This is a genomic window from Curvibacter sp. APW13, from assembly GCF_032337135.1.
In the GTDB taxonomy this organism is placed as follows: domain Bacteria; phylum Pseudomonadota; class Gammaproteobacteria; order Burkholderiales; family Burkholderiaceae_C; genus Allorhodoferax.
The window spans coordinates 126,944-151,299 of record NZ_JAVXZZ010000005.1 but is presented as its reverse complement, the minus strand read 5'-3'; the positions used below and the strand labels follow the sequence as shown (position 1 = coordinate 151,299).

The window sequence follows — 24,356 nt, the reverse complement described above, 5'->3', positions numbered from 1 at the left end:
TCTGCTTTGTTCACAGACCGAAAAACGACTTAACGCCGGTCATTGCGTGTTCTTTCGGCTTGGGGATTGCCTTCTCCGCATTCTCCCGCCGCACTGCAACTTGCTCCGTCGCACGCTGCATCGCGAGCAATTGGGTGCGGGCAACTTGGGCCCTTTGGTCGGCGATCTTGGCCAATTGCGTGGCATCGTTTTCCAGGCGAACAATTTCCCCGGTGATGCGTGCTCGTCGTGTCGCCAGTTCACCAGCTGGGATGGCGGCTCCGTTCTTTGGAGTCATGTTCAGCAGGGACTGACGCAATGCGATGATGGTCGACTGCACGGTTACCGCCGCAATCTGTTCACTCAGGGCAGAAACATACATCTCCTGCTCCGTAGCGTTCAACTGCCTTGCGGCCAGGAACACCTGCCCGCGCACCAGACCACTGGCTGCGTCCGGTATACATGCCTCAGAAGCTGCTGCCGGGGGCTTCGAGTAGTCATCACCCTTGCACGGAGCGATTGTGTTGGGCGATTTGCCATCAAGAATCTGGATCAGTGCGTTGTGCGCGCGATCCTCAATGTTCCCCTTGAGTTGTGTCAGGCTCATCTCAGGGGCACGCACCTGCACCCCATCGGAAGTGATTCGCTCATCCGAGAGTAGAGGGAGCAGCTTCTCGACCTCACCAGTAACCGTCACATTGGTGTTGTTGGTCAAAAACGTCTTCAAATCATCCTTGGCTGGTATGGCTTGTGCCGCGACAACCGACACGTTCTTGCACTGGCGCAAGGCTTCTGTTGGCGATGTTCCTGTGGCGACCTGGGATGCGAAGCACTGGTCACTTGCCTCCGCCATTCTGCGGGTATTGGGGTCCGAGCTCAGTCGGGCCGTTTCCTGCGCCTGGCAGAGTTGCGCGAATGCTTGGTAACGGGAAGAGTACATCCGGTCCATCATGTCCAAAGTGGCTGCCAAGGTTGGATTGGCAGTGTTGAGGGACAGGACGTAGTTGGCGACAGCTGCTTGCGGGCCACTCTGGTACGTCGTCTGCAGGTTATTCAGTACCTCCCCTGGCTTGACGGTATTCAGGAAGGTATCGAAGTCCACGCCAGCACAGCTTTGTGCTGGGGCCCCACCCCAAGCGGAAGCAGTCAGTGCCGGCGCGGCGAATGCAGGCCGGTATCCGGTTGATGCCCCTACCAGCGCGCCAAACCGGGCGCTATCGGCACTGGTGGTGCTGCCGAAGGCGCCAGTGCCGGATGCGCCTTGTGCGTAGGCAGTGGGCACGATCAAGCCAACCGTTACGGTCATGGCAACGGTGCGGATCAGATACTGCATTGCCGTAATCATTTCTTCTCCTCCATAGCGGACTTGCGGATGTTTGCCAACGACGTTCTCAATTCCTGTGTGTTGCGGAATTCATTCATTACTGCTTCCTTGCCGTAGCGGGTATCTGCAGCGAGTGCGACCGGCACGTACTTGGCAAAACGTCCCTGGGCAGGTGTGGCCGCCGTCGCGGGCAGAGTGATGCCAACACGAGCCAATTCAAGCAACAAAGCCTTGCCATCTGAAACCCCGTGCACTACTACTCGTGCATCCAGAATTGGCGACTCAGCAACCAGGCGCTGCAGCATCACCACAGCCTTATCGCATTCAGAGCATCCCGTTGCCGTATGGAGAACGATGCGCATGCCGCTGAGGTATGGCAAATCCTCGCTGGCGAACGATGGGTTGATCGCAACCAGGCCAGGATCGACCTGCTGCAGTGCCGTCATGCGCCCGGCAACATAGCTTGCAGTGGCTGTCTGCTGACGAATGCTACGGGCCATCGCTGCGATGTTTTCGTCCGTTGGATCGAGCATCGCGCGTGCTGACTCTCGTGTCGGTTTGCCGTAGTTCTGCAGATACGCGTCGACCTCAGCTTCAGACACGCCCTGCTTGCTTGGTTTGGCAGCTATGACACTCTTCTCTCTGGGTACCTCAACGCTTTCGGGCGCTGTCTTAGGAGCAAGAGCATTGGTGCTCAACTCGGCTTGTTGGACTTGATTCGTGCACTTACTGTAGCCAACAGCGAAACTCGACAGACAGGAGCGGTCCTGCGGCCCGACCTGCTGGGCCTCACAAACCACGGTTGCAAAGACTGCGACAAGCCACGCGATGCAACGAATCACGCGCAACCCTCCATGAATTGCTTCACACGCCGGTGCATGGCGAGATCGACGCATTCCGTTTCAGCCTTTGCCATGTAGGGTGTGTGTGTTCTCCATGCGTCGTGCATGGCCTTGAATTCGTCGGTGGCTGGTACCTGTTTCTCGGGCCATGCCAACCGTAATGCATCGTAGAGGTCAAATGCCAGTTCGTCGCCCGGCAAAGCCTGCTGCAAGAGCGTGTCTGCCAATGCGTACAGGCCCGTATAGACGCGGAAATCGCGCGATCCATAGGGTACTAGGCCAGCGCGCGCTTTTTGCAACACGCCATCGCTGTCGAGCCTGCTGAGCAAGCACATGGCATCGCTGGCCAATGCGAGGTTGGTGCCGCCCAATGCGTCAAGAAAATCAGGATCAGTGCACTGCAATTTGGATACTCCGACCACTTGGGGTTCTCAGGACCACAGAGTTCCCTGTGATGTTCTCGATGACCATTCCGTCCGTTGTCGCGTCACCCACGAATACCCAGGCCGAGTCAATCGCCTGCCGCCCACCCGTAGGCATGAGCAGCGCTGCGAGTTGCCCCTGGGGATTGCGCTCTATCCGAAGCACCGTGTAGTTACCCGACGGACTAAGGTGGCGCTCGATCACGATGGCTTGTTCTTGGGCCTTGGCCGATTTCGCTGTCTTCTCGATCTCCAATGGGATAGCTTCAGCAGGATACGGGTCTTTCGGTGTTGCACTGCCATCCACTTGGGATGACGTTGTGGGCGTTGGCTGCTGCGCAGCATTGATTTTCTTGATGACAGTGATCGGCTCTTGAGGCTGAGCTTGCCCCCCTGCTCGCATGCGTTCGAGCATCGCTGCATAGCGCTCTTCACCTGCAGCGGGAATGATGGGATCTTTCACGTCCGCTGCAGGTGTCGGCGCTGCGACCTCGTTTGGCACTGCCACTGGCGAGGCAGGCGCATTGGCAAATGTCCCTCGATTCAACGTGTCGGCTACAGCCTGAACAGAAGGATTTGGGCCGGCCGCCTGCGGCTGTGCGGGTGCCGTCTTCTGCAACAGCCAAGGGCCCGCAACGATTCCAGCGACAAACATGGCAGCAATGATCACTGCAGGACGTGACTTGTTCGGCACTTTGGCAGACGAGCTGGCTTCATCCGTCTTGCCTGGCTTACCCGTGGGCCGCCAGCGCCAGCGAATAGAGCGGGCGGGCGCATCATTTTTTGTAGCCTCTGCAGGTGCTTCTTGCTGATTGACGGAATCAACCTGTTCGGCATCAGGCACACGTTGCGCTGTAGCCGCGCGAGTGAACATGGGGCGTGATGCGGCCTGTTTGAAAGCGGGCACACTCGGCTCGTGTGCGGTCCCTTCAGCCGCTGTTGGCTCTGCCGGTGGCGCATCGGGTAGGCTTTCCGGATGGTGTTCGGAACCACTGCCCGCTGGCGGCACGCTTCGCGCGAAGCTCTTTGTACCCGTGCGATGTGCTTCCTCTTGCATGGCTGCAGCATCGCCTGCTGCACCGAATGCCAAATTGATATTCATACCCTTGCCCCCGCCTTGGCAGCCGCCACACCACGTGGGTACCGATGCGCAAACTGTTCGATCATGTGCTCATAGTCCATCCCCGACTGAAGCATCTGAAACTGAACAGCTTCATCATCTGGATCGGTGGTGTTCATGGAATAGAGAAGCGGGAAAGGTGTCACCCGAGCCACGGTTGATCCCACGCTTGACATCTGAATGAAGAACTCGCTGTAGAAGCCTTTGACCGGACGCAAACTGGTGATCGCGTCGCGTTCGGACTCGTTCAAGTCCATGAACATCGGCAGTGAGTCGGCTGCAGCCTTTGCCAGAGGCAATACGACCTTGGTCGCAGTATTGTTCAGCACCGAGCGTCCCATTGGCGTATCGAGGTCCCGTGGATCTTGGGTTATGAAGCCCACTGTTCCACCCATTGAGCGATAGGTGCGCACCGCGCGGTCAATGAAGGCCGCACCGAAGTCCGTCCCGATGATGTTCCAGCCTTCGTCAAACATGGCAATTTTTGGCACGTCGCGCAACGCTGGGTCAGCCATTACGGCATCGATAGTCCGCATGACACACATGAGCGCAGTGGGGCCTGCATCGGTCGCCATGATCCCCGCAAGGTTGAAGAAGATCCTGCGTCCAATTTCCGGTTTGATGGCCGAATCGCCGCGAAACATCTTTGCGTACCGCCCGTTGTCCAGGTAGTCGTATAGAGCCTCAGAGAGTTTCGCACCAAGCGCTGTCCCCTCATTGTTCAAGGCGAGCTGAATATCGGCCAGCTGCAGCTCCGCATAACCCGAGCTGACATGTTTGACCTTGTGAGCCGCTTCAGTCACCGCACGCGAAATGGCTTGCTTTACTTCTGTGTCTGGTGTCTTGTTGCGATCCGTGTGCACCATACCAAGGACAAGTTTCGACCAGAAGTCGATTGCGTTATTGTCAGCAGGCCCCCAGAAAGGTGAGATCGATGGGCAGCTATCCAAAGTGAGTTCAACCTCTTTCCCGAACAACTTGGCCCATTTGCGGTAATCCGGCTTGGTTGAAATGATGAACTGGCACGCACCTGGTAGTCGAGCGGTCTGCGTGAGATAGTCGTTTACCCAGAACGACTTGCCTGAGCCGGACTCAGCAACCACCAAGAGGTTTGAGTTCTTGTTGACCGGCGCCGCAGGATTGAGCAGCGTTGGTCGCCCTTGACGGTTGGGATACAGGGCATAAGGCTTGTCGAAAATACCTGGCCATGTCCCACCCATGGGCGTCAGTTCGGCGACATCTGCGGACAGCATCCTCTTGCTTCGCTGGAATGCCCGCTCGTAATCGCGCCGCGGAAATGGCAAGCACCCGTTGATGATGATGCTGTCGCCAATGTCGCGCTCGATGTCGGTGTACTGCAGACCACACCGCCCAAGCAGGGACTGAATCGCAGCGGCGCGATCATCGACTTTGCGCTTGCTGGAGTCCGTCACTATGACCGTAAGGCGGGCGTCTACGAAGCGTTCACCATTGACGACACGTGTGAGTGCTTCGCCAATGCTGCCTTCCATTTCGTCGATTTCCTCGGCGTTGAAGCTGCCCATGCGCATCTTGCTGGCCAGGTATCGCTTGGCTTTCAACCTGAACTGCTCGGAGCGCGTGTCAAGCACACGCACCGTCATCACAAAGGAACAGTCTCGTTCGCGCGCCACTGCTTCGTCCAGCATCCCAGGCTTGACGCCATCCGGTTGCCAGATCATCGATATGGCGCGGAAGTGGGTCTGGGTGTCGTTGTAGTGGGACACGAAGCCCACTCTTGAATCCAGATCCTCCAGATGGACTGCCCTACTGATCGCCGAAGCAACTTCGTCCCCCATCACTGGCGGAAGGTAGTCCTTATCCTCGATCAATCGGGGGTTTAGTACAGAAACCACGTACTGAACGAAGGTTGACGGGCCGAGCGATTCATAGCGAAGTCCGACGTCTCTTAAAGTCTCCTTGGTCGCGGCAATCGCTGCGCGGAAGGCCTGTATCTGGTCCTCAATGTGCTGCTCCCGGCCACGAAACAGACGGTCAAAAGAGAATCGTTCGAGGTTCGGCGTACTGATGAAGAAATACAGCTCTTCCGTACCCGGATAGAAGTTCAACTCGGGCTTGTCCGGCACAAACCCATGGCTGCTGGCATGGGCGAATTGATCCAACCTCTGTTGGGCAAAAGCCTCGGGAATCAACCCAACGGACTCGACCTCGGCGTACAGCACCATCTGGTGACGAATGTTTGAAACCGTGCGCCGCACTATCTGGCAGGTGTAATCCATTGGCAAGCAGCAAATCACCGTGTTGATCACGCTTGCACAAAGACCTGCTCCCCCATCAAGACATTCAATCGGCGGCACTGTCACTTTGAGTGCGTAGCCATAGCCGCCTTCCTTGAGATCAAACACGTTCTCCAGACCATGAGTCGGCCCGCAGAAGTTGTAGTTCAACAATGGTTCCAAATGATCGCGCATGGCGTCCTCTGGCGCCAGCCTGACTCTACTTTCACGGCTGCTTGACATTCGCACCTCCGCCTGTGCTGAGAGGAGGCCGCGAGACGCTTCCATCCATAGGCAACGGTCCTTCGTCGGGCATTACCCATTTGAAGGTGTCGACCTGTATGGCGAGCCACCCCGGATAGTGCATGTTGCCCTCGCTATCAATCCACTCGTATGAGTAAGCTGTGCGAACAACGGGAGCCGTCACGAGGGGCGATGGCCGTCCAGGCGCAATGACCGCGCGCACAATGCGTGACTCCAGTGGCTGCCGGGTTGCCCCCTGGGCCTCTTGGGAGGCCGCGTAGGCAGCTTCCATGGGCATAGTCGGGATCTTGACCTCGTTGGCTGGAGTGGCACATCCGGCCAGTAGGCAGGAGCCACAAATCATCACGACAAAGGGTGTGTTCCTCATGCTAGTCATGGCTTTTTCGATTCCACGGTGTTGGTGTTGCCAGTAATGTGTGCACCTTGCTGCGGCACCTGCAACTCATTTGTGATGACCAAGGTAACCGGGGAGTTCGCTCCCTTTTGCAGGGTCGGCTTGTATAGCGCATAGTGCTCGGCAATGGCCGTGTTCAACCCCTGACCGGCCCCTGCTAGGGCGCCGCCGGCGATGGCCTTTTCGGGTAGCCCTGTGAATGACCGGTTCACACCATTGGCGCTGTTGGTAGTTGAATACTGTGACTCGTTGAGTGCCTGACCAGCAACGGCGAGTGATTGAGCCAAGGCCGCGGCCGTGATCTTCTTGCCGGTGTTGTCCACGATCACAGAATTCAGCCCGCGAATGCCGTCGGTCGCGTCAACGATCCATCCAGCAACCTGCCATGTCTGTACCCTGCCCTCCTGCTCGAAATTGCAGGTGATTTCGGCCGGCTTCCCGTCAATTCGTCCAGCCGCCAGATTCGGACGCCCTTCGACACTTGCCATGCACCCGTTGAGGTTGACGGTGTAACCATTGGCGGCCTTGTAGGTTCCTTCCAGCGCCACCAAAAATGCGGTTGGGGCATCGCCAATTGTTGCGACCACACCGTTGAGCAACCGTCCGCGCACAAAACCATTCGGCGGAATAACCGGCTTGCTGGTAGTGCCCTCCCTCCCCGCAAGGCCTGCATCGATTGCCGAAGCCACTTGCTCACCGCCAGTGCTGGTGCTCAATTTCTGATCGCTCAGCTGCGGACGCGGCGACACGAATTTGTGTGTCTTCGCTGAATCCTGGCGGTTACGTTCTTCCAGCGCAGCAGCAGCCTCTTTCTGTGCGGCAGTCATCGAGTCCAAGCGCTGTAGCAACTCAGCTTGTTGCGTACGCGCATCCTGTCGGATGCGCTCAGCTTCAGCGGAGACCTTGCTATCAATCTCGCGCTTAACTTCGCTTTCAATCCTTGCTATTTCTTTCGCCTGCTCTTCGCGTAGGCGTGCAGCGAAGGTCTGGTTGAACTCAGCGGTTTGTCCGGCGCTTCCCATGCCGGCAGACTCGCCGTTCGGCTGGGTGCGCTGCCCAGGTGCGCCACCAGCAGAAGCAGGTCTTGCACCATCGCCTTGACCCAACGAAGCAATCGTGACAATGACGGCGAGGATCAGCAGACCTCCAACAATCGTCGACTTCCGCTGAATGAATGGAACGTTGTTTTTCTCCACGGCGAGTCCTACTTGGTGAAGACGAAGTACACGGTAGTGCTGGGGACATCGCGGTCCAGGTCCCATCGGTCAGCACCCATCATCCGCAAATTTCCAAAGGCCGGAATCTTGAGACTGATGTCTCCTGGGCGCACGGTGGTCGATTGGATTTCAGGGCGCAATACCAAAGTACCTATCACGCCGGTAATGGTGGGGGACTCCCATATTTCAGTGGCCATGATCCGGTACTCAGGGCCAACGACTATTTCCTGCTTGTGCTGCCTGGTGCTTACCCCGTTGATGGGTTGTCCCCCCATCAGGGCCTTCATCATCCCGGTTGGGCTCAGCTTGGCTGTCGCTGCAACCCGTGCCGCCTCAATTGCAGTGCCGTCCTTCACTCGGTACAAAGGCGAATAGGGAGCCCGCGTACTGAATCGGGCTAGGTAGATGGTCTTGGTCTTTGTGCCGATGAAGGTTACTCGCTGCTCTTGCAGCTGGAGTGGGCGAATTGAAAGGATTCGCTCATCGGTGGTGGAAGTCACCATAGAGAAAGCCGAAGTGATCTCGGCACTCATTTCCACCGGCTCAGGGAAGACCACGGATGTGTCGGCCCCCATCCGAAGACCGATGTCGAGATAGGTCTTTCCGTCCCACACCAAGTCAGTCGCGTGGCTGACGATCGAGCCGAGCAGCAGCAAAGCCAGAAGTGCATGCCTTGTGATCGTCTGAATCATTGCTGGGCTCCTTTGGCGCGCACGGCAGAGAACCGAAGGATCTTGACACCATACTTGTTGCGCTGATCAGATTGGCCCAGGCGAAAGCGTACGGTAACCCTTCCAATGTCATCCTGCGAGAGTGCCAGCCCGCCAGCAGAAAACGCCCAACTGCCGGTCGTTGTGTATTCGAACTCGTTATTGCCAACAACGACCAGGCGCTCTGATTGTGTGTCTGGCAGAAAGAAGCGGCCTTGTGCTTGGGCTACGACTTCCATTTCGAGCTTCTTTGCCTCATTGGCCAGTGTCGGAAGATAGGCACTGTCTGCGTAGGCCATTAATTCGTCCATGCGCAGCTTGAAGTTGGCCGGCGTGAACGATGTGCCTAGTTGACCGATGTAACGCGCAACACCCTTTAGGTTTTCCTCTGACAAGCCAGCGATGTATTCCCCTGCTACGGCACCAGGCACTACCATGACCGCGCGCTCGTTCACTGCCCGCTCCAGGGCCGCCTGTGACCGAAACAGCGCCAGCAGGGAGGAAATGGAAAGCACCGTAGCCAAACCTGCGAAGACGACCACTACGGTCATCATCCGCCTAACGGCCTTGCTCAATTCGTCCAAGTTCATTACTTCACCAACCTTTTTATGGATTGCTCGATCAGACCCCGCACAGGCATGCCCAGCAAGTAGCCCTTGTGCAGGATGAATCCGGGCTTCTGCCGCGCCGTGGCCTTGTGGTAGAGGTAGGAACAAGTGAATGCAAGAATGGTCAAGTAGCCCACCTCAGAGCCATCTGGGTTCTTGATCGAAAGCACAACGGGGATTCGGACAATGAAGAACACAAATGCAAAGATCAGCGCGATCTCAGCGATGCGCTCGGACTTATCGATGTGCTTCGGAACGGGGCGGAACTCGACTTCTTGCATGGTTGTGATCAGAATGAACGCGCCCAGTTCTGAACAGCTGCAGTCATGCCCGGGATGAAGAAGAAAATGATGCCCATCGCAATCACTCCCAGGACTGCTAGCACACCTTCCTTGAAATAGAAGTAGATTGACAACGCAAAGATCAGGGCTCCCAAGGCCAGGCCCGCGGGACCAAACCAGAGCCCCTTAATGCTGGTCCAGGCATCTTGGCCGATCATCCCAGCCCCTCCTCCGGAGCCCACCACTACTTGTGCATCGGCATTGCAAACGAAGATCAATGCCATCAGGACAATCAAGCCCAGATTGCGCATCAGGTTACGAGAGGCGCCGGGCCAGTGCAATGCCGTATTGAGGGCGGTTGTGTTCATAGTGGGTTCTCCTTCAGTTGATGTGGGATCTTTTCGTAGGGGATGTAGGCTCTGGCAGAGCCGGCTTTGGTTGTCGTTGACTTCCAAACCCGACTGACATAGCCATTGGTGAAGCCCGGACCGTAGCGGCCCGTGTTGTAGCAACTCAGGGTGTAGGCAATTCGGCTCTGGCTGTCCTGCTTGGGCGAAGTCCCGTTGAAGCAGTCGACCAGAACTTTTTCCATGAACTGGAGATTGCTGCAGGGGTCAACGAATTGGTCAACCCCAAAGCCGCGTCGCCTTATTTCGCGGTTGTTGGCCTGGGTGAATCCGAAGTCGAAGTTGTAGCCACTCGCATCCAGGGCGAGCACAACGTCACGGAACTCGTCGTAGTTCGCAGGCTGTCGACTGAGCCTGAAATTGCCATTGATGTTGATTGCGAACTGCCTGCCACCGCTCTCGGCCGCGATCAATCGCAGGGCTGTTGATTGATCTACCGCGGGAGCGCAATGGGGCAACAACGCTACTAGCGTAGTTAAAACCATAAATCCCAAACTTTTTGATTGATTCGACTCGCCAGTGAATCAACAAGGTCTGAGAAGTCCCATTGCGGGATGGTTGAGTAGCGTTGACCTGAGCTGAAATCATAGCAGAGTGCCCCAGGTTTCGCTAGCCCTGCTTTGATGAACGCCGACTCCCATGAGTGGTCACTTCACAAATGCAAAAAAAATGGCCCTTCGGAATAACCGAAGGGCCACCTACAAGCAGCGGGTTTTAACCGCCGGTACCAGTAGTGAATGTGAACGTCTTGGTGAAAGGCACCGAAGCGTTTGTACCAGTGATGGTCACTTGATAGGTGGTGCTCGGCGACAAGGGTGCGTCGGGAATCACATACGCTTCACTTGAGGAGAAGATGCCGGAGGTGTCATCGGAGCGGGTTTGGGATGCGCTGCGCAGCGTCACCGATGCGTTGCCGGGCACCGAAACCATCGTGGCGGATGTAATCGACAGGGCATTGCCATCGCGTACCTTAATCAAAACTGGATGACCCAGAGGATTTGTGGCCAGATTGCGTCCCGGTACAGGGTTAGGGGTTTCTGCTGTCAACTGGTAGTTGAGGCCGGTAGATCCTTGGCAGGGGTAGGTCAAAACGGAGTCGCTGGCCTGCAATTGCTTGGAGGCGGACGCTGTGTAGGCACCATTTACCTGTAGAAACACGGCGGCTGAACCGCTTCCTGCATCAACGTGGTTCTTGACTGCCAAGCCGATGTCACGCCAACCATCCATCAGCCCTTCCAAATGGAAAGGTGCAGACAACAGCTTGCGGGCCGCGAGCGTAGCAAATCCTGCTTTCGTTCCATCGCCAGTACGGACGCTGTAGAAGTCGCGCGCTGCACCAAGGTTGGCATACCCTTGGAATGTGACACGATCATCAGCGGTAGTACCTGTAAAGCCCGTCGGATAGGCATTGCCATCTTCGGAGTGGCTGATGTACTGGTTCTTCAGCTGCCAAATGGCATGCGCCCCTGCTGCAGCATCGATGTGAGTGTCTTGTGCGACGGTACCGAATCCACAGCGGCTACGTTCGGACGTAATCAGGTTGAAAGCGAGCTCTTCCTCGGTGGCGGCTCCATATGTAGGCGTGGCGACCGGTGTGGTCACAATGCTGGACGCATGGTAGCTATTCCCACCGCTGGACGTCCCACGGTACTTCCAGACCATTGCGGAGTAGTAGGCAGATCCTGGCTGAATGGCACCGGCCGCAGCGACTTTTGTCAGATCATCCGTGTGGGTGGAGCTCACCTGTGTACGTGCTTGCGCGATAGCTTCGAGCATGTCATCCATGGAATCGCCAGCAGTCGGGGAAAAGCTGCTGGTAACGGGATGAACTGACGACAACGTTGTGATCAATGGCAATGCGTCACGGAAACGTTGCAGAGAGGCATCAATATCCGCTTGGGAAATCGCATTCAGCGCCGTTGGCGTGCCCACCAAATTGGCAAACCAAGTCGATGGTGTAGCAGATTGAATGACGTTGGCCACGAGCAAATCTGTCATCGGAGTGATGTTCATCACGCCACGCGAGGTCGCGATCGAGTGGTATTGCGTCGTGTTGGCTACACCATTGGCCGTGCCTCCAGACGCAGCCGCAGCGCAAGGCAGCGTCTGATTGGCGACATCGATACTCCAAGCCCCGTTCGAATCGGTTGTCGTTGCTGCAGGCGGAGTACCTGCGGCACAACGCACGGTCACCGAGGCCCCCACGATCGGATAACCAACTGCGACAGTTCCACTCAATGTGGTGACGGTCGGGGTGGTGGATGCCCCCCCGCCCCCGCCCCCGCCGCCACAGGCTACCAGGATGCTTGCAGTAACCATGGCCGTCACTGACTTCAACACTTGCAAATTCATTATTTCATTCTCCACAAAATGGGGTTGGTATTCGCACTAGGCTGCAACCAAATTAGCAAATCCGATCGCCGTTGCAAGGACTTCACAAGTGAGGATGAGTTCGCCATGTGGCGGGCTGGTGGTACCCCGCTGGGATCATTCGATTACCTGTGCCCAATTGGATGCCAATGCACACCGCGCAACACTCAAGTCAGCGAAGTCGACTTTGCGTCCCTTCGCAGCATCACAGGCGCGTTGATGTGGCCCCACACGCTGTAGCCAGCGCTTAGCCCACGTAGGACGGCGGAGCTTCACATAGCAATCACCAGTGATGGGTGGCGATCGAACGTGGGAGCCAGCCGTGCTGCGTTTCGGGCCACTGGCGCCTCAATCGTTGGCCCCGATGAATGCCCCAGAAATAGCTGTACTCCGCATTCCACGCAGCAACAGAATGATTCCGCGGGCCCATTCGCAACCTATTCAGCCATCGACTTTGGCCGAAGTCCACTTCATTTAAAGTCCGCCAGTGGGACAGTCGCTGTCGGTGATAACCTGCGAAGGAGGATTGTTGGTGGTCTCCTGGGTGTCGTATTCAATAACCGAAAACACCCCCGTAATCGGATCTAAATGATTGGACTTTCGGTGAATGTGGTAAGTCGCCGGTACCGACCTCGCCCTTTGACTGGAACCCAGATACACGCAACTTTTATCGCGTCCACCCAGGTATCTGTAAGTATTCACTGTGTCATAAATGATTTTTGTTGTAGTGGAATAAACAAAGCTCTCGGTGATCATTTCATTGTTGTCATCTTTATCGAACAGAGACATATTGAACGTACCCTGAGGACCGTCAAAATAGCAGATGGCCGATAGGTAGTAGCCATTCTTTGTGGTACTAGTCGGTTGATGGACAGTGTTCGTTGGCTCATACACGAACGTATCTGTAGCTGAGTTGATGCGCCACAACAATGAGCCATCTGCATTTTGACGAATTGGCACAATCGCAAGCCCACCGGCTGAGGCCGAAGTAATACACAGGCGAGCATTCACCCATCCCCACCAGTAGTCCGTGCCATTACCGCCGGCTGTTCTCCAAGTAAAAGTCCCAATTCTCTTGCCCAGCCCGGTGCCGGTGCCAGAACCCGAGCCAACCTGCCACCCGGAACAGTTGTTCCCGGTTTTCAGGCACTCTACAAGAGTAGGGTCTATCCCAACCGTAGCGCGAGCGGTTCCAGTTACTGATGAATCTGGAATGCGTTGGGCATTGGCTATTCCCAAAATACCCCAGATGAAACTGACGAAGATCGCCTTTTTGATGTCCATGATTAACTCCTGAAGTTAGTTGTAATAGCAATAAGCCTCACCAAGCGCAGTGCCCAAAGGTTTGTTTGAAGCATCAGTCAAGACCACTGACCAAGATGCTCCGTTATCAATTGCATAGCGATTGAAACCTACATCGGTGGATGTTTCGATTTTCGGCCTGAGCAACAGAATAGGTGTGACCGTCTGTCCTACGGCCACGCTACACGTTGGCTTTGTGATGCTCTGACCGTTGGTTACTTCCCAGGAATTGACGAATACCATGTGGGTTGTAATGTCCTGAATTCGCATCCACTTCGAAGCCCCTCCCGAGGGATTTGTCCTGCAAATGAGCTGGGTAGGTACAGCGGTAGTAAAGTCGTACGCTGACTGTCCTTGTGTGGCGCAAACCGCTCCAACGGTGCCAGCGACTATCAACGTGCTCAGGGCCCTGTAGCTGCCATTGACACAAGTCAGCTTCACCCCTGTGGAATCCTGGGCATCGGACCCATTCGGTGCGCAGGCGGCGCCCGCTGTGGACACCGTAACCACGGCTTGCCAGAAGCCACCAATGCACATTACGGCGCCTTGCCCACCCGCTCTCTTGGCAATGGCTCCGTCATCGGCACACACAGCACCAACTGTGTATGCCCCGGTTGCTGTCAGGCGATCACCCCTGAGCATGCCTGTAGCAAGTACATCCGAACCAGCTGTGATCCGACCTGTAACGTTTGCAGTATTGTTAATCGTTGTCGCGCCACTCAAGGTCGCAGCACCCCCGACAGCGAGCGTACCCGCAGCACCCACCGTTGTTAGGCTGGAATTGACAGTAGTGGCCCCGTTCAGCGTAGTGGCCCCAGTATGGGTCGTCGTACCGCTATGCGTCACCGCCCCTGCGACAGACAATGGTCCTTGGAGATCAGGATTTCGGGTGTCCTGCACTCGCACATAGGCATCCATGCCGATGTCAGACGAGCTCGAAAGCATCGCGAAAATCCCAACTGGATTTCCTGCTACTGGGTTAGGAGCTGACCACTGCCCATCGCGGCCGTGCAGGCTTGTTGGATCAGTGCTATCGCTACGCCCAGCCTTCGATCCCGCGGTGTCAAGGGCGACACCGAGAACACCCACCGCAACCACGTTGATGTCAGGCTCCAGCACAGGGCCATTGATGTAGGACTGAATGCGAATAGCGCAGTTCGCAGGAATGCAGCCTGCCGGTGTAACGCTGTAGCCAACTACGATATTGCCAGCTCGCGGTACCGCCGTCGTGATGTTCTTTGTCAGATGCCCCAAGGCCAACAATTCAGCAAGTGTCGGAGCCAAAGGATTGGCTGCGCCCGCAATCGCTGTTGGCGTTCCTGTGGCATTGGCAATAACCTGTGTCCGGTACTTACGCGCAAAATCTTCCGCCGCTGTATGGACTTCCACCATCATCTGACCGATCAGGACCCCGCGTTGCTTGGCAGTGTATGACTTGCTCAGACGGGCAGCCAAGGAAGCCAGGATTGCAATGGCGACGATGACAATGCCGAGTTCTACGAGAGTGAATCCCCGTGCGCTCTTCCTGGTACTTCTTGGTTGTGGCATTGTGTGTCCCAAACTAGATAGAGATGCCACTGGATTTCGCCTGCCCAAACAGATCCATCGCGTCGTAGGTGGCCTTCTTGGCGTCGTTGTATGTGATCTTCCCTTCATTGATCAGTCGAAGCAGCGACCTGTTCAGCGAAATAGTCCCAGCTTCATTTGCACGCAGAGCGGCTGCAAGCCCGTCGTAGTCGCCCAGGGCCAACTTAGTGCGCAGCCCGGGCGCTTCGAGGAATGAAATTACTTCGCACGCAACGTGATACTGGAGTCCATCGATGGACCGCACCAACACCTGGTAGATGATCCCGTTGATACGTTGCGCGAACTGTGCTCGCTCCTGATCTAACCTGGTCGGATCAAGGAACGAACAGTAGGCGCGAAGAGCGCCTACTGCATCGGGCCCGTGCAGACCCGCGAGCAAAAAGTGGCCACCTTGAACAACGCGCAGTGCAGCCTGTGCAGTCTGTGCGTCACGCACCTCCCCCACCATCACAGCGATCGGCGACTGCCGAAGGCTGCCAATCACGCCTGACGCGAAAGACTCTACGTCGAGGCCCATTTCGAGTTGGCTGATCACGCACTTTTCCGGCGTGATGGGGATTTCGATGGGGTCTTCAATCGTGACGATGTGACCTTGCTGGTTGGCATTGATATGAGCAACCATGCTGGACATGGTGTAAGTCTTGCCCGCGTGCGTTGGCCCGGTCACCAAAATGGCGCCTCTCAAATCTTGCAGCAAACCTTTAGCCAACGGTTCCAGCTGCAGGTCATCCAAGGCTAATGGTTTCGCCGGATTGAAGCGAACCACCGCAGCCAATTTCGAGCCCCGCGAATGCTTGTAGATGGTCATTCGCACCCGAGTAATCGTATCAACGAACTCGGTGTGCATGGAGCCATCGGGCAAATCGCGTCCAAGGTCATCCTTGGCCGGCCTGGTAACGGTTTGCGTGACCGCTAGATCGTAGGCTTCCTCAATTCGTCCCCCACTCTGTTCGAGTCGCGCCTCAAAGTTCGGAACGATGTCCTCTCTGGCAAAGGTATCGAGAAACGCCTCACTTGTAACAACTTCGCCGAACTCGATGAGGCCATCAGGAACGCGCACGCGCATCCGTTCGCCTTCTTGGATGTACAGATCGGACATATCACCGACGGCTTTCTTGGGCCCATCAGATGGGTCTGTTCCATTGGCAAGCAGTAGTTGATGTGCGCTAAATGCGTTCAAAAGCAACATGAGTTCGGCTCGGTTCGAATATCAGTTTTTGGCGGCGACAAGGGTCAGCGTTGCGGTATCTGCAGTTGCACATGCTGCAGTCGCTGCCGGGGTATATGCATCGGTCAGTGCGGCCTTGGCGGAAACAGCGGCACCACCATTCGGCGTGATGGTGATGGATGTGAAGTTGTCCCACTGACCTTGAACCACTTCGCGGCAGACTTCAGTGGACAGTTGAGTGTCAACCACAGTGATCGCGTTGTTGGTACCACCGTTGATGCTCGCGCGAGCAATCGTGCGTGTTCCGCCAAATTGGTTGGTAATGACACCGGCAGCCGCAGTCGCTGGAGGATTGACCGCTTCACGACCACAGTTCGCGACGACGTACGCAGTGCCGGTTGTAGCAGTGGCACCGAGGGCAGTGAAATCAGATGTCGAACGGAAGCAATTTTGCGTGGCGGTTACTGTGTCCAGCACGTTCTGTCCCTCGGTCAAGCCCTTGGACTTGCCCAGGACGGAGGTTCCACGCAAAGCCAGCACGGCGATGATGCCAATCACTGCAATGACAATGCCCAACTCGATCAGGGTCAGACCTCGTTGACGACGCTTGCCGATTTGGTTTTGGTGGGTGCTGTAGCTCAGGTTCATAGTTTTACTCCAGTGGTACTGCCCTTATTGATGGTCAACTGTTTAGGGGCAAATCGCAGTTGACGTTTCGAACTCCTTCAGCGACGCTGGCTCGTTGAAGCCATCATCTTTTCCGTGAACATGGGTATGACGCTCATCGTTCCGTAGAGAGTAAAAAGCAGGCAGGCGCCAACAACCACGGTTACGAGTTTCGACGTCCTCTCAGCAGTCACTGCGACTTCCTGCGCGAGCATCTCAAATTCGGCGTCACCGATCGTTTGAACCACGATGTCTGCGGGCAACTTGGTGTTCAAGATCCGCATCGAATCCATCGTCGGCTGATCAATGAACCCAACGTCCAGCGCCCGCATATCCGATGTTGTTTGCTCGGACTCCAGGCGCATTTGCATGCGACGTGCCCAACTGGCTGCGTAGGGCGTAGAAACCGTTGCATACCCCCCTACTGCATCCAGAATCGGTACCTTTGCCCTGAACATTGCTGCGATGTTCAAAATGAAGTTGCTTGATTGCAATGACTTGTAGAGCGACCAGGGGAACACCCGATCGAGGTATTTCCTGCGAAAGTTGTTGTGCAAGTTGGGCAGACTCCAAACAACCCATGCAACGAAAGCAGCTATTGCAGCCACGATGAAGGGCCAGAATTTGATCAATGCTTGCCCCATGTAGTAGATCGCCCTGGAAGGTGGTTCCCACTGCGCAACGGGCATCAGCGTCACGAAGTTGGGAAGCATCACAGTACCGCCAAGCATGAGCAAACCGCACGCCATGACGAACAGGTACATTGGCAGGATGAATGGCTTCGTAATCGCGGCTGTTATCAGCTTCTTCTTCTTTGCGGTGTCATGGGCCATCTGAAGCAGCGTTGAAAGATCCGCTACACGGTCCTCTGCATACAGAAAGCACCGATCATCTGCGGTCGTGAGGTTCTCAAGTGCCTCGTAGATCGCGTACTCACCGCTACGCATCTTTGCTTCGACCTTGCGGTAAACCTTGGCATGTCCTAATCGCCCGTTGACGGCCTCCACGTCGGCGAGTGAACTGAGAAAGTCCGCAGGAGTCATCCCCCCGCGGACGGCTACAGCGAGCCGCAGTAGAAGACGCAACCGGGTTGCCTTGATGTCGCTCTCGGCCAAGGCCTCACGAATCTTGTCCAGATTGACGCTGGCGAATGACGCAGACGAGCTCATACTGCACTACTCCTGCGTTGCATAGGGATTGGGTTATGGGTGTCGAACGAGTCTGCTACTCCGATGTACGTCTCGGGCGAAATGTCGCCATGTAGCAGCTTGAACAGAGCGTGTTCGGCCAGTGTCTTGCCAAGCGTTCCGGGCTCGTTGTACTCAGCAACACGCTGTGATCGCCAAACGCGTCGTGCTGCTTCAGTGTCCTCGTGATCCCTCAATGCCTCGACGATTTGGCGGTTGAAACGCACGGTCTCGGCGACCACAGTCCGCCCTTTGATACCAGCCAGAGGATGACCTGGTGGGTGACAGTCTTTGCATCCTCGCCCCCTCACATGGACCTTGGAAGTGTCAACGTGATAGGTCTCCTCCAGTTCTTGGAGGAAAATCCTGGTATGCGGATCAGTCGACTCTGATGCCGGCTTGGCGCACCCTTTGCACAGCGTTTGAACCAATTTCTGGTGGCAGAAAACACGGGCGACACCGTCCAGCAGATTGATCTTGCGAGCGCCCAAATCGATCAAACGGTTGAATGCGGAGAAGACATCGTTGCCATGAAGCGTGGCTGCGGTTACGTGCCCGGTCATTGCGGCACGCTCAGCCATCTTGACCGTGATCTCATCACGGATCTCACCAGCGATGATTCCGTCTGGGTCGAATCGCAGTGAATTGACGATCGCGGCCTGGTGCTCCGAATCGTCCGACTTATCGCCGGTCTTGCGCTTGACCGGTGACTGGAAGAGCCTCGGATTGATGATCTCCACTGGGTCTTCAATCGAAACCCAGTTGCGCGACTCGAACTTGCGTTCCATCGGTACGGCCGTCATGACTGTGGTCGTCTTGCCTTCGCCTGTTCCCGCAATGAAAAGAATCAGACCGCCCTTTTCTGTGCTGAACGCATCCACTATTTCCCGCTGATGCTCTTCCGAGAACCCCATGGACACGAGATCCTTGTAGCGATCAAGCATCCCGTCGTAACTCAAAATGCGCAGATTCATCCCATAGCCCAAAACATGCGGCATGGTTTGAAGGCGAAGTCGTACATTGCGTACCGGCTCCAGCTGCAACGTTGCGTACATTCCGGACGTTGTTTTGAAGCTGGTGTCAGAGCGCGAAGCTGAATCGGCGGCTCCTCCTGAGTACGCAGCACGGCAGATGTTGTGTGCAATGTGCGGATTCGTGAGCAAGTCCTTCTGCAGCAGGTACTCTCCATGAATACGGAAGCTCACCTTCGACGTCGGAGGACGCGCATCCTGCAACACATGGATGTGAATGTCGCTGGCACCAGCGTTCATCGCTTTCGTGACAATGTCATGCAGGATCTTGTCTGAATCAGCCTGGCTGATGTTTGAATTGTTCTGCCGCCGTTCGTTCTCTCTGGCAGATCCCGCATACAAGCCAAAAATGAAGTCCGACGTAGCCAATACTGGCGCCGTGGTCTTGAACCCCTTCTCTTCCATCTGCTTCGAAAACGCAGGGAAGATGTGCATGTGGTCCGGGGTGATAAGGACCGTCACCGTTCCGTCCGCATGTACCAGGCCACAAGCTGCAGAGCGAACTCCTTCGGCGATGCGCACACCATCAGCCTCACCAAAGAGACGCGAGTAGTCACGACGCGTCAACTCTTCGATCCTGCTGATCACTTTCTTTGCTGCTGTGTTTGGAGCACCTACATTCATGCCCGTACCGGCACCAGCGGCTTGCAATGCTGTGGGTATTGGTCGCGTTGGTGTCGCACTCGCCGACCGCTGGACTCCATGGCCATTGGCAGGTGTGAGTGCCGTCTGTCTACGGCTGTCGACGGGCGCGGATGCCCCACCCTTCGTTGTGGAAGTCACAACACTTCCAGAGGGACCCAAATTGCGTCCATCATTGCTGGGTGTGTGTCCAGGACGTTTCCAAGTGACCATTGCTGAATCCTGACGTCGCCTTAGCGAATGGCGGGCTGGCTGGATTGATCCAGTGCACCTCTGGAAGGAGCCCTGAGCGACAAAGTCTGGGTCTTCAAGGGCTTTTTGGTGCGAGCGGTTTTGGCCTTTGCCTTGGACTGTGGAGATTCAGCAATGGGCTGTCCCTCATCGCCGGTCCCTTCCAGCTCAACAGTGAATCGACCGACTTTCTTCACTTTCCAACCATTGCCCAGGTCATCACCTTCTGCGACTCGTCGTTCAACACCTGCCACCTCAATTGCCACCACAGTAGCCTTTGGACCACGCAGAATTTCGATCAGTGCCATTTCTGGTTGCGATGGGCGCATCTGGGTACCCGCAGGGCCAGCTGGGGCACGTTCAACACTGATTCCACCAACAATCGGCGCAGCTACCGGTGTGGGTTGTGCTGTCGTTGCAACTGTTGGGCGCGATTGCGTCGCAAGCATGCGGGCCATGCGCTGGCGATCCGCGGCTTCACCAATCGTGTCGGATGGTCGCGCCAGAGTAGGTGCTGATGCCACCGCCTGCGGCTGTGGGGCAACTGCAGGTTGCTGGGCAACAGCTGCTTGCACGCCGCCAACTGCGCCGGCGCCTCCCGGGTTCGGTGTCTGCGCCATGGCGGCAGACGCCACACACAGGGTGGCGATGATGACTTCAAGATTTGCGCGCATAGACCTTGCCTTCCACTTTCAAAAGAATCTGACCTTCACGATTCGTGACAGTCAGCTTGTTGATTCCAAATTCGTTACCGATTCGCTGATTGGCAATCGCCTCGTACACTTGCTCGATCGGGGCACTCATGCTCCAACCCGCGACGGCCAACACCGGGCTGGGTGGAGCGCCCTTGCCTGTCCACGGAATCAGGTCGGTCATTGCCTCGGTGGTGAATTCATCGATACCAGCGAGTGAAAAGGTGTCCTTGCGATCACCGTTGTCGCGCACAAATGCGCTCGCGACTGGTAGTTGATCCCACTGGGGGCGCACAGAGACATCTGGCTTGAACTCTCGCTCTTCGATGATCTTCTTGTAATCCGCGGCGTCGAACTTGAGCTTGTCCAAAGATGCGCTCTCTATGAAACTGTCATTGGTTCCATAGACACGGACCCACTCATAGGTGCAGCCACTCAACTCAACCGAACAGACGGCCTCCTTGAATTGCCAGCCATTGCGGAACAGCGGCATTTCAGACACGGTGGCCTTTAATGCAGCTATCGCATCGGCTGGGGTCGCAGCGTATCCAGCGTTGAAAGTCTGCTGACGACCGTTGACATACCGTTGAACAATGCTGCGCTGCAGTTCCTCGTCCGACTTGGCCTGCATGTTGGACTGGTAGTAATCAATCCCGTGCGTATAGGTCAGTACGCCTACTGCGATGAGGCCCAGCAAAACCAAGTGTGTCCTACTGATGTTGAACGCATTCGGTCTGTGGATGACGTCTACATTGACCGCTGAAATCTTCGTAATCGGCCAGCTCGTCGCAGATGAAAACGAACCGGAGATGTATTTGAACGTCTCCTCGAAAGGTGTGTCCACGAAGACCGTTGCTGGCGTCGTAGCTTCGTTTGCCAACCTGGTCAGAAGTCCGAAGTACTGGTCCGCCGGGCAGATGATTTCTTTGATGGGGCTACCACGGCTCGTCACTGCAAAGTACACGTTGCCCGACGTTGCTGATTCGCGCATGTCGAACACATAGATCGAGCGGGCATTCTTGTCCTGCACTGACTTGGCAAATGCCGCAGCCAGTGGGATCAGTGCCCCATGTTGTGACAGGTCCTGCGGATCAACATTGATGAGACCGTACACCTGTCCATTGCGACCGTTCGTGTAGATGTGGGAAAAGCCTTTTGCCTTTGCCTCGCGACTGGCAATGCGGTCAATCGATTCATCTGTAACGTCATGCACCCATTGCACGCCCAGAACAAACGCCCCCTTAGTGCTCCCCTCTACAGGGACACAGATCGCCGGTGCATTGTCAGGACGGCGCTTTTTCGAACGACGCTCCTGTCCCTGCGAGTCACCAGCCGCATCGATTGCGCGCGCGCCGCGCAGCGCCTTGAGTCGGTTCAGCAGGGTGCTCATTCGCGAGGGCCGCCGGTAACAGTCACCAGCATGTAAATGCGGGACTTGTTCTTGTTTGAGGTGAGCTGTGATGTTGTGTCAGCAGTCAACCCTTGGTTGGCCGATTTGGTGCTGTCAATCTCGAATGCATTGAGGATGCTCGTCTCACCAAGCTTGACGGTGGTGATGCTGAATATCTGATTGCCATCTACGTCAGGAGCATCAATCTGCTGCTGGCCGATGCCCAGTGCTACCAGTTCGCGCAGGAACGAGTCGTTGTAGCTGATCTCGATGGCAAACTCGCTATCACCAAGATAGGTCGGAGTGACAATGAACCTAGTTCCGGTAGTAACCTGGCCTGGTTCAACGCCCACTTGACCGCTCCCGCCTACAGAGGAAGCTGGGGCGGCTGTTGTCTTAGCCCGATATGACTTGCTGTTGGTGCGCGAGAATCCACTGGGAACGTTGTGAATGGTAGTGAAGTCCCGGCGCAGGAGTGTCTGGGCCTTGCCAACTTTGTTGAGCGCCTGAATGAGGTAGTCACTGTTCGCAAATCGCGACGCCGATGTCGACGGAACCCCGATCTTGAAGCTACCGACCGATCCAGTCGACGCCAGCGTGGGGCCGCTGAACGTTACCGCTGCCAGTGGATTGGCGTTTTCAATTTCATTGAACACCAAGTTCCAGTTGATTCCCAGGTTCTGGTCATCGTCGTTTGTGACGTTGATCACTTCGATCTTGACGTTGATCGCTGTGGTCGCCAGCTTGTTGTCGTCGTCCACGATCTTGCGAGCCAACGCGACAGCTTCAGGCACATCCGTAACGATGATGCTCGATGTCGCCGATGCTTCCTGAACCTTGCCCTCTTGGGTCAGTACCGCCCTGACCTTTGCCGCTAGTTCGGTCCAGGGATCGAAACTGCTGCTTCCAGAAATGCTGGCACTTTGATCGCCAGCGCTACTGGACCCTGATGCACTCGCAGTGGCACTTCCGCTGACCCCAATCTGGGCTTGCGATGTGATCTTGCCCTGCTTGCGCTTGACCCGCAGCACTGCAGTTTCGTACCGGAACACAGTGACCCCGCCATTCTCAAAGCGCGTACTCAGTCGATTGGTTCCTGTGAATTGGCTCAACAGGTCCTCGACGGAACCACTGAAGCCTGCCGGCTGAGGCACGATGGGGAGCCTGTGTACATCAGGCGCGATGCTGACGGGCATTCCGGTCAGCATGGTGATTCGCTCGGCCAACATTGTCACCGTGTACGGCCGCAAACCAGTGAGTTCGATCTTTGCGTCCATGGCAGGCGGGCGGCGTTGGATGGCGACGGGCGTCGTTGCATTGGTGACCCAGGCACCATCAACTTTTTGCCGTGACGCATTTGACGCTTGGTCGGCTGCCATCGCGGCCTCGCGCGCCTTTCGCATTTGCTCAATCTTGTCCAGAGTGACCTCTTGACGCGCGGCCAAATCCTTTGTCGGTTGCTCAAGGTTGGAGCAACCCGACAGCCCCCAGGCGATCAGAGCGAAAAGTGTTGTGCGGACAAAGAGATTCATTCAGTGGCTCCGAGTTGGACGTGGGCGCTTTCAGCGGGGGGAACGATCTTGCAAGTCGCTGCGCGGGGAACAATGCGAACGACCTTGTTGCGGTATTCGCACATCCGTACATCTCGGCCTGCAAGCCGGAGATCTCGGATCACGTCATCGACGGCATCCGGGAACGACTTTGCATAGGTTTCCTCGAACGAGGCCGGGTCTTCTCTGGCCTCCCACAGTAGGGTGTAGCCTGCCTCTTCAGCCCAGCGAGTCAGCGCAGCTGGGATCGTTCGGTCTTGTCGACGCAGTGTGAATACAGGCGCAGGTGTGGCAGGGGATGCAATTGCAGCGGGTGCGACAACCTCCTGGGGTTTGGCAGCCACAACGCTGGTCTGAACCGGTTGCAGAGAAGCTGCATAGGCAGATGCACGCTCCGCCTGCTTCTTGCTTGCTTCCAAGCGCCGCTGTGCAGCTGCCACCTGCTCTTCTGCTGCGCGGCGTTCCTCCTCTGCCGCGACAAGCATTTGGGCTTGTGCATCGATGATCGCCAGCTTGCTACTTTCCAGCTCACCTGTCAGCGATTCGACTTTCTGCTTCCAGTCTGCGCTGCTTTTTCGTGCTTCTGGTGTTTCACGAGTCACCCCAGCACCTGGCTGAGTAACCACCACCGTTGTGATCTGGCTTTGCATTTGCGGAGTCGCCACAACCGGGGGCACTACTGGTGTTTGTGGCTGTGAATCCACCTGTGCTGCACGG

22 protein-coding genes are annotated in these 24,356 nt (G+C 56.3%); all 22 read right to left on the bottom strand.

What is annotated here, in order from left to right; translation table 11 throughout:
* Positions 1-10: 10 nt before the first annotated feature.
* Positions 11-1,324, bottom strand: a complete 1,314-nt coding sequence (locus tag RQP54_RS18520) for a hypothetical protein (RefSeq protein ID WP_315679946.1) — start codon at positions 1,322-1,324, stop codon at positions 11-13.
* A complete protein-coding gene (locus tag RQP54_RS18515; protein ID WP_315679945.1) occupies positions 1,321-2,145 on the bottom strand; it encodes a hypothetical protein in 825 nt (274 codons plus the stop codon). The genes RQP54_RS18520 and RQP54_RS18515 overlap by 4 nt, the downstream gene beginning before the upstream one ends.
* Complete coding sequence (locus RQP54_RS18510) at positions 2,142-2,516, bottom strand: hypothetical protein (RefSeq protein ID WP_315679943.1); 375 nt, start codon at positions 2,514-2,516, stop codon at positions 2,142-2,144. The genes RQP54_RS18515 and RQP54_RS18510 overlap by 4 nt, the downstream gene beginning before the upstream one ends.
* A gap of 19 nt (positions 2,517-2,535) precedes the next feature.
* The gene (locus tag RQP54_RS18505; protein ID WP_315679942.1) at positions 2,536-3,669 is read right to left on the bottom strand and encodes a hypothetical protein; all 1,134 of its coding nucleotides are present in this window, start codon (positions 3,667-3,669) and stop codon (positions 2,536-2,538) included.
* Positions 3,666-6,137, bottom strand: a complete 2,472-nt coding sequence (locus RQP54_RS18500; protein WP_315679940.1) for a hypothetical protein — start codon at positions 6,135-6,137, stop codon at positions 3,666-3,668. The genes RQP54_RS18505 and RQP54_RS18500 overlap by 4 nt, the downstream gene beginning before the upstream one ends.
* 441 nt (positions 6,138-6,578) lie before the next feature.
* Positions 6,579-7,796, bottom strand: coding sequence for a hypothetical protein (locus RQP54_RS18495; protein ID WP_315679938.1), 1,218 nt, complete (start codon positions 7,794-7,796; stop codon positions 6,579-6,581).
* 8 nt (positions 7,797-7,804) lie between these two features.
* Entirely contained in the window at positions 7,805-8,509 is a 705-nt protein-coding gene (locus RQP54_RS18490; RefSeq protein WP_315679937.1) for a hypothetical protein, read from the bottom strand.
* On the bottom strand, positions 8,506-9,117 hold the full coding sequence (locus RQP54_RS18485) for a TraE/TraK family type IV conjugative transfer system protein (RefSeq protein ID WP_315679935.1): 612 nt from the start codon (positions 9,115-9,117) through the stop codon (positions 8,506-8,508). The genes RQP54_RS18490 and RQP54_RS18485 overlap by 4 nt, the downstream gene beginning before the upstream one ends.
* Complete coding sequence (locus RQP54_RS18480; protein ID WP_315679932.1) at positions 9,117-9,416, bottom strand: hypothetical protein; 300 nt, start codon at positions 9,414-9,416, stop codon at positions 9,117-9,119. The genes RQP54_RS18485 and RQP54_RS18480 overlap by 1 nt, the downstream gene beginning before the upstream one ends.
* Before the next feature lie 8 nt (positions 9,417-9,424).
* Complete coding sequence (locus tag RQP54_RS18475) at positions 9,425-9,784, bottom strand: hypothetical protein (protein ID WP_315679930.1); 360 nt, start codon at positions 9,782-9,784, stop codon at positions 9,425-9,427.
* Positions 9,781-10,308 (bottom strand): transglycosylase SLT domain-containing protein, encoded by a 528-nt coding sequence (locus RQP54_RS18470; RefSeq protein WP_315679929.1) that lies wholly within the window; start codon positions 10,306-10,308, stop codon positions 9,781-9,783. The genes RQP54_RS18475 and RQP54_RS18470 overlap by 4 nt, the downstream gene beginning before the upstream one ends.
* Before the next feature lie 229 nt (positions 10,309-10,537).
* Entirely contained in the window at positions 10,538-12,175 is a 1,638-nt protein-coding gene (locus tag RQP54_RS18465; RefSeq protein ID WP_315679927.1) for a hypothetical protein, read from the bottom strand.
* Between the two features lie 492 nt (positions 12,176-12,667).
* Positions 12,668-13,477: a hypothetical protein gene (locus RQP54_RS18460; protein WP_315679925.1), complete on the bottom strand. Its 810-nt coding sequence runs from the start codon at positions 13,475-13,477 to the stop codon at positions 12,668-12,670.
* Between the two features lie 15 nt (positions 13,478-13,492).
* Entirely contained in the window at positions 13,493-14,950 is a 1,458-nt protein-coding gene (locus tag RQP54_RS18455) for a methylation (protein ID WP_315679924.1), read from the bottom strand.
* 106 nt (positions 14,951-15,056) lie between these two features.
* Positions 15,057-16,181, bottom strand: coding sequence for a type IV pilus twitching motility protein PilT (locus RQP54_RS18450; protein ID WP_315679923.1), 1,125 nt, complete (start codon positions 16,179-16,181; stop codon positions 15,057-15,059).
* Between the two features lie 111 nt (positions 16,182-16,292).
* Complete coding sequence (locus tag RQP54_RS18445) at positions 16,293-16,898, bottom strand: prepilin-type N-terminal cleavage/methylation domain-containing protein (protein WP_315679922.1); 606 nt, start codon at positions 16,896-16,898, stop codon at positions 16,293-16,295.
* A 77-nt stretch (positions 16,899-16,975) separates the two neighbouring features.
* Positions 16,976-18,085, bottom strand: coding sequence for a hypothetical protein (locus RQP54_RS18440; RefSeq protein ID WP_315679921.1), 1,110 nt, complete (start codon positions 18,083-18,085; stop codon positions 16,976-16,978).
* Entirely contained in the window at positions 18,082-19,758 is a 1,677-nt protein-coding gene (locus RQP54_RS18435; RefSeq protein ID WP_315679919.1) for an ATPase, T2SS/T4P/T4SS family, read from the bottom strand. The genes RQP54_RS18440 and RQP54_RS18435 overlap by 4 nt, the downstream gene beginning before the upstream one ends.
* Positions 19,759-20,009: 251 nt before the next feature.
* Complete coding sequence (locus RQP54_RS18430) at positions 20,010-20,681, bottom strand: hypothetical protein (RefSeq protein ID WP_315679918.1); 672 nt, start codon at positions 20,679-20,681, stop codon at positions 20,010-20,012.
* Positions 20,665-22,089 (bottom strand): hypothetical protein, encoded by a 1,425-nt coding sequence (locus tag RQP54_RS18425; protein ID WP_315679917.1) that lies wholly within the window; start codon positions 22,087-22,089, stop codon positions 20,665-20,667. Before RQP54_RS18425 ends, RQP54_RS18430 begins: the two co-directional genes overlap by 17 nt.
* Positions 22,086-23,621, bottom strand: coding sequence for a hypothetical protein (locus RQP54_RS18420; protein ID WP_315679915.1), 1,536 nt, complete (start codon positions 23,619-23,621; stop codon positions 22,086-22,088). The genes RQP54_RS18425 and RQP54_RS18420 overlap by 4 nt, the downstream gene beginning before the upstream one ends.
* Complete coding sequence (locus RQP54_RS18415; RefSeq protein WP_315679914.1) at positions 23,618-24,289, bottom strand: TcpQ domain-containing protein; 672 nt, start codon at positions 24,287-24,289, stop codon at positions 23,618-23,620. The genes RQP54_RS18420 and RQP54_RS18415 overlap by 4 nt, the downstream gene beginning before the upstream one ends.
* Positions 24,290-24,356: the final 67 nt, after the last annotated feature.

Bases quoted from the DNA above. Each gene is read 5' to 3' on its own strand.
- RQP54_RS18520 (WP_315679946.1), bottom strand. From the start codon at position 1,324: ATGATTACGGCAATGCAGTATCTGATCCGCACCGTTGCCATGACCGTA.
- RQP54_RS18505 (WP_315679942.1), bottom strand. From the start codon at position 3,669: ATGAATATCAATTTGGCATTCGGTGCAGCAGGCGATGCTGCAGCCATG.
- RQP54_RS18500 (WP_315679940.1), bottom strand. From the start codon at position 6,137: ATGCGCGATCATTTGGAACCATTGTTGAACTACAACTTCTGCGGGCCG.
- RQP54_RS18490 (WP_315679937.1), bottom strand. From the start codon at position 8,509: ATGATTCAGACGATCACAAGGCATGCACTTCTGGCTTTGCTGCTGCTC.
- RQP54_RS18485 (WP_315679935.1), bottom strand. From the start codon at position 9,117: ATGAACTTGGACGAATTGAGCAAGGCCGTTAGGCGGATGATGACCGTA.
- RQP54_RS18480 (WP_315679932.1), bottom strand. From the start codon at position 9,416: ATGCAAGAAGTCGAGTTCCGCCCCGTTCCGAAGCACATCGATAAGTCC.
- RQP54_RS18475 (WP_315679930.1), bottom strand. From the start codon at position 9,784: ATGAACACAACCGCCCTCAATACGGCATTGCACTGGCCCGGCGCCTCT.
- RQP54_RS18470 (WP_315679929.1), bottom strand. From the start codon at position 10,308: ATGGTTTTAACTACGCTAGTAGCGTTGTTGCCCCATTGCGCTCCCGCG.
- RQP54_RS18465 (WP_315679927.1), bottom strand. From the start codon at position 12,175: ATGAATTTGCAAGTGTTGAAGTCAGTGACGGCCATGGTTACTGCAAGC.
- RQP54_RS18460 (WP_315679925.1), bottom strand. From the start codon at position 13,477: ATGGACATCAAAAAGGCGATCTTCGTCAGTTTCATCTGGGGTATTTTG.
- RQP54_RS18450 (WP_315679923.1), bottom strand. From the start codon at position 16,181: ATGTCCGATCTGTACATCCAAGAAGGCGAACGGATGCGCGTGCGCGTT.
- RQP54_RS18445 (WP_315679922.1), bottom strand. From the start codon at position 16,898: ATGAACCTGAGCTACAGCACCCACCAAAACCAAATCGGCAAGCGTCGT.
- RQP54_RS18440 (WP_315679921.1), bottom strand. From the start codon at position 18,085: ATGAGCTCGTCTGCGTCATTCGCCAGCGTCAATCTGGACAAGATTCGT.
- RQP54_RS18435 (WP_315679919.1), bottom strand. From the start codon at position 19,758: ATGAATGTAGGTGCTCCAAACACAGCAGCAAAGAAAGTGATCAGCAGG.
- RQP54_RS18430 (WP_315679918.1), bottom strand. From the start codon at position 20,681: ATGCGCGCAAATCTTGAAGTCATCATCGCCACCCTGTGTGTGGCGTCT.
- RQP54_RS18425 (WP_315679917.1), bottom strand. From the start codon at position 22,089: ATGAGCACCCTGCTGAACCGACTCAAGGCGCTGCGCGGCGCGCGCGCA.
- RQP54_RS18420 (WP_315679915.1), bottom strand. From the start codon at position 23,621: ATGAATCTCTTTGTCCGCACAACACTTTTCGCTCTGATCGCCTGGGGG.
- RQP54_RS18415 (WP_315679914.1), bottom strand. From the start codon at position 24,289: ATGCAAAGCCAGATCACAACGGTGGTGGTTACTCAGCCAGGTGCTGGG.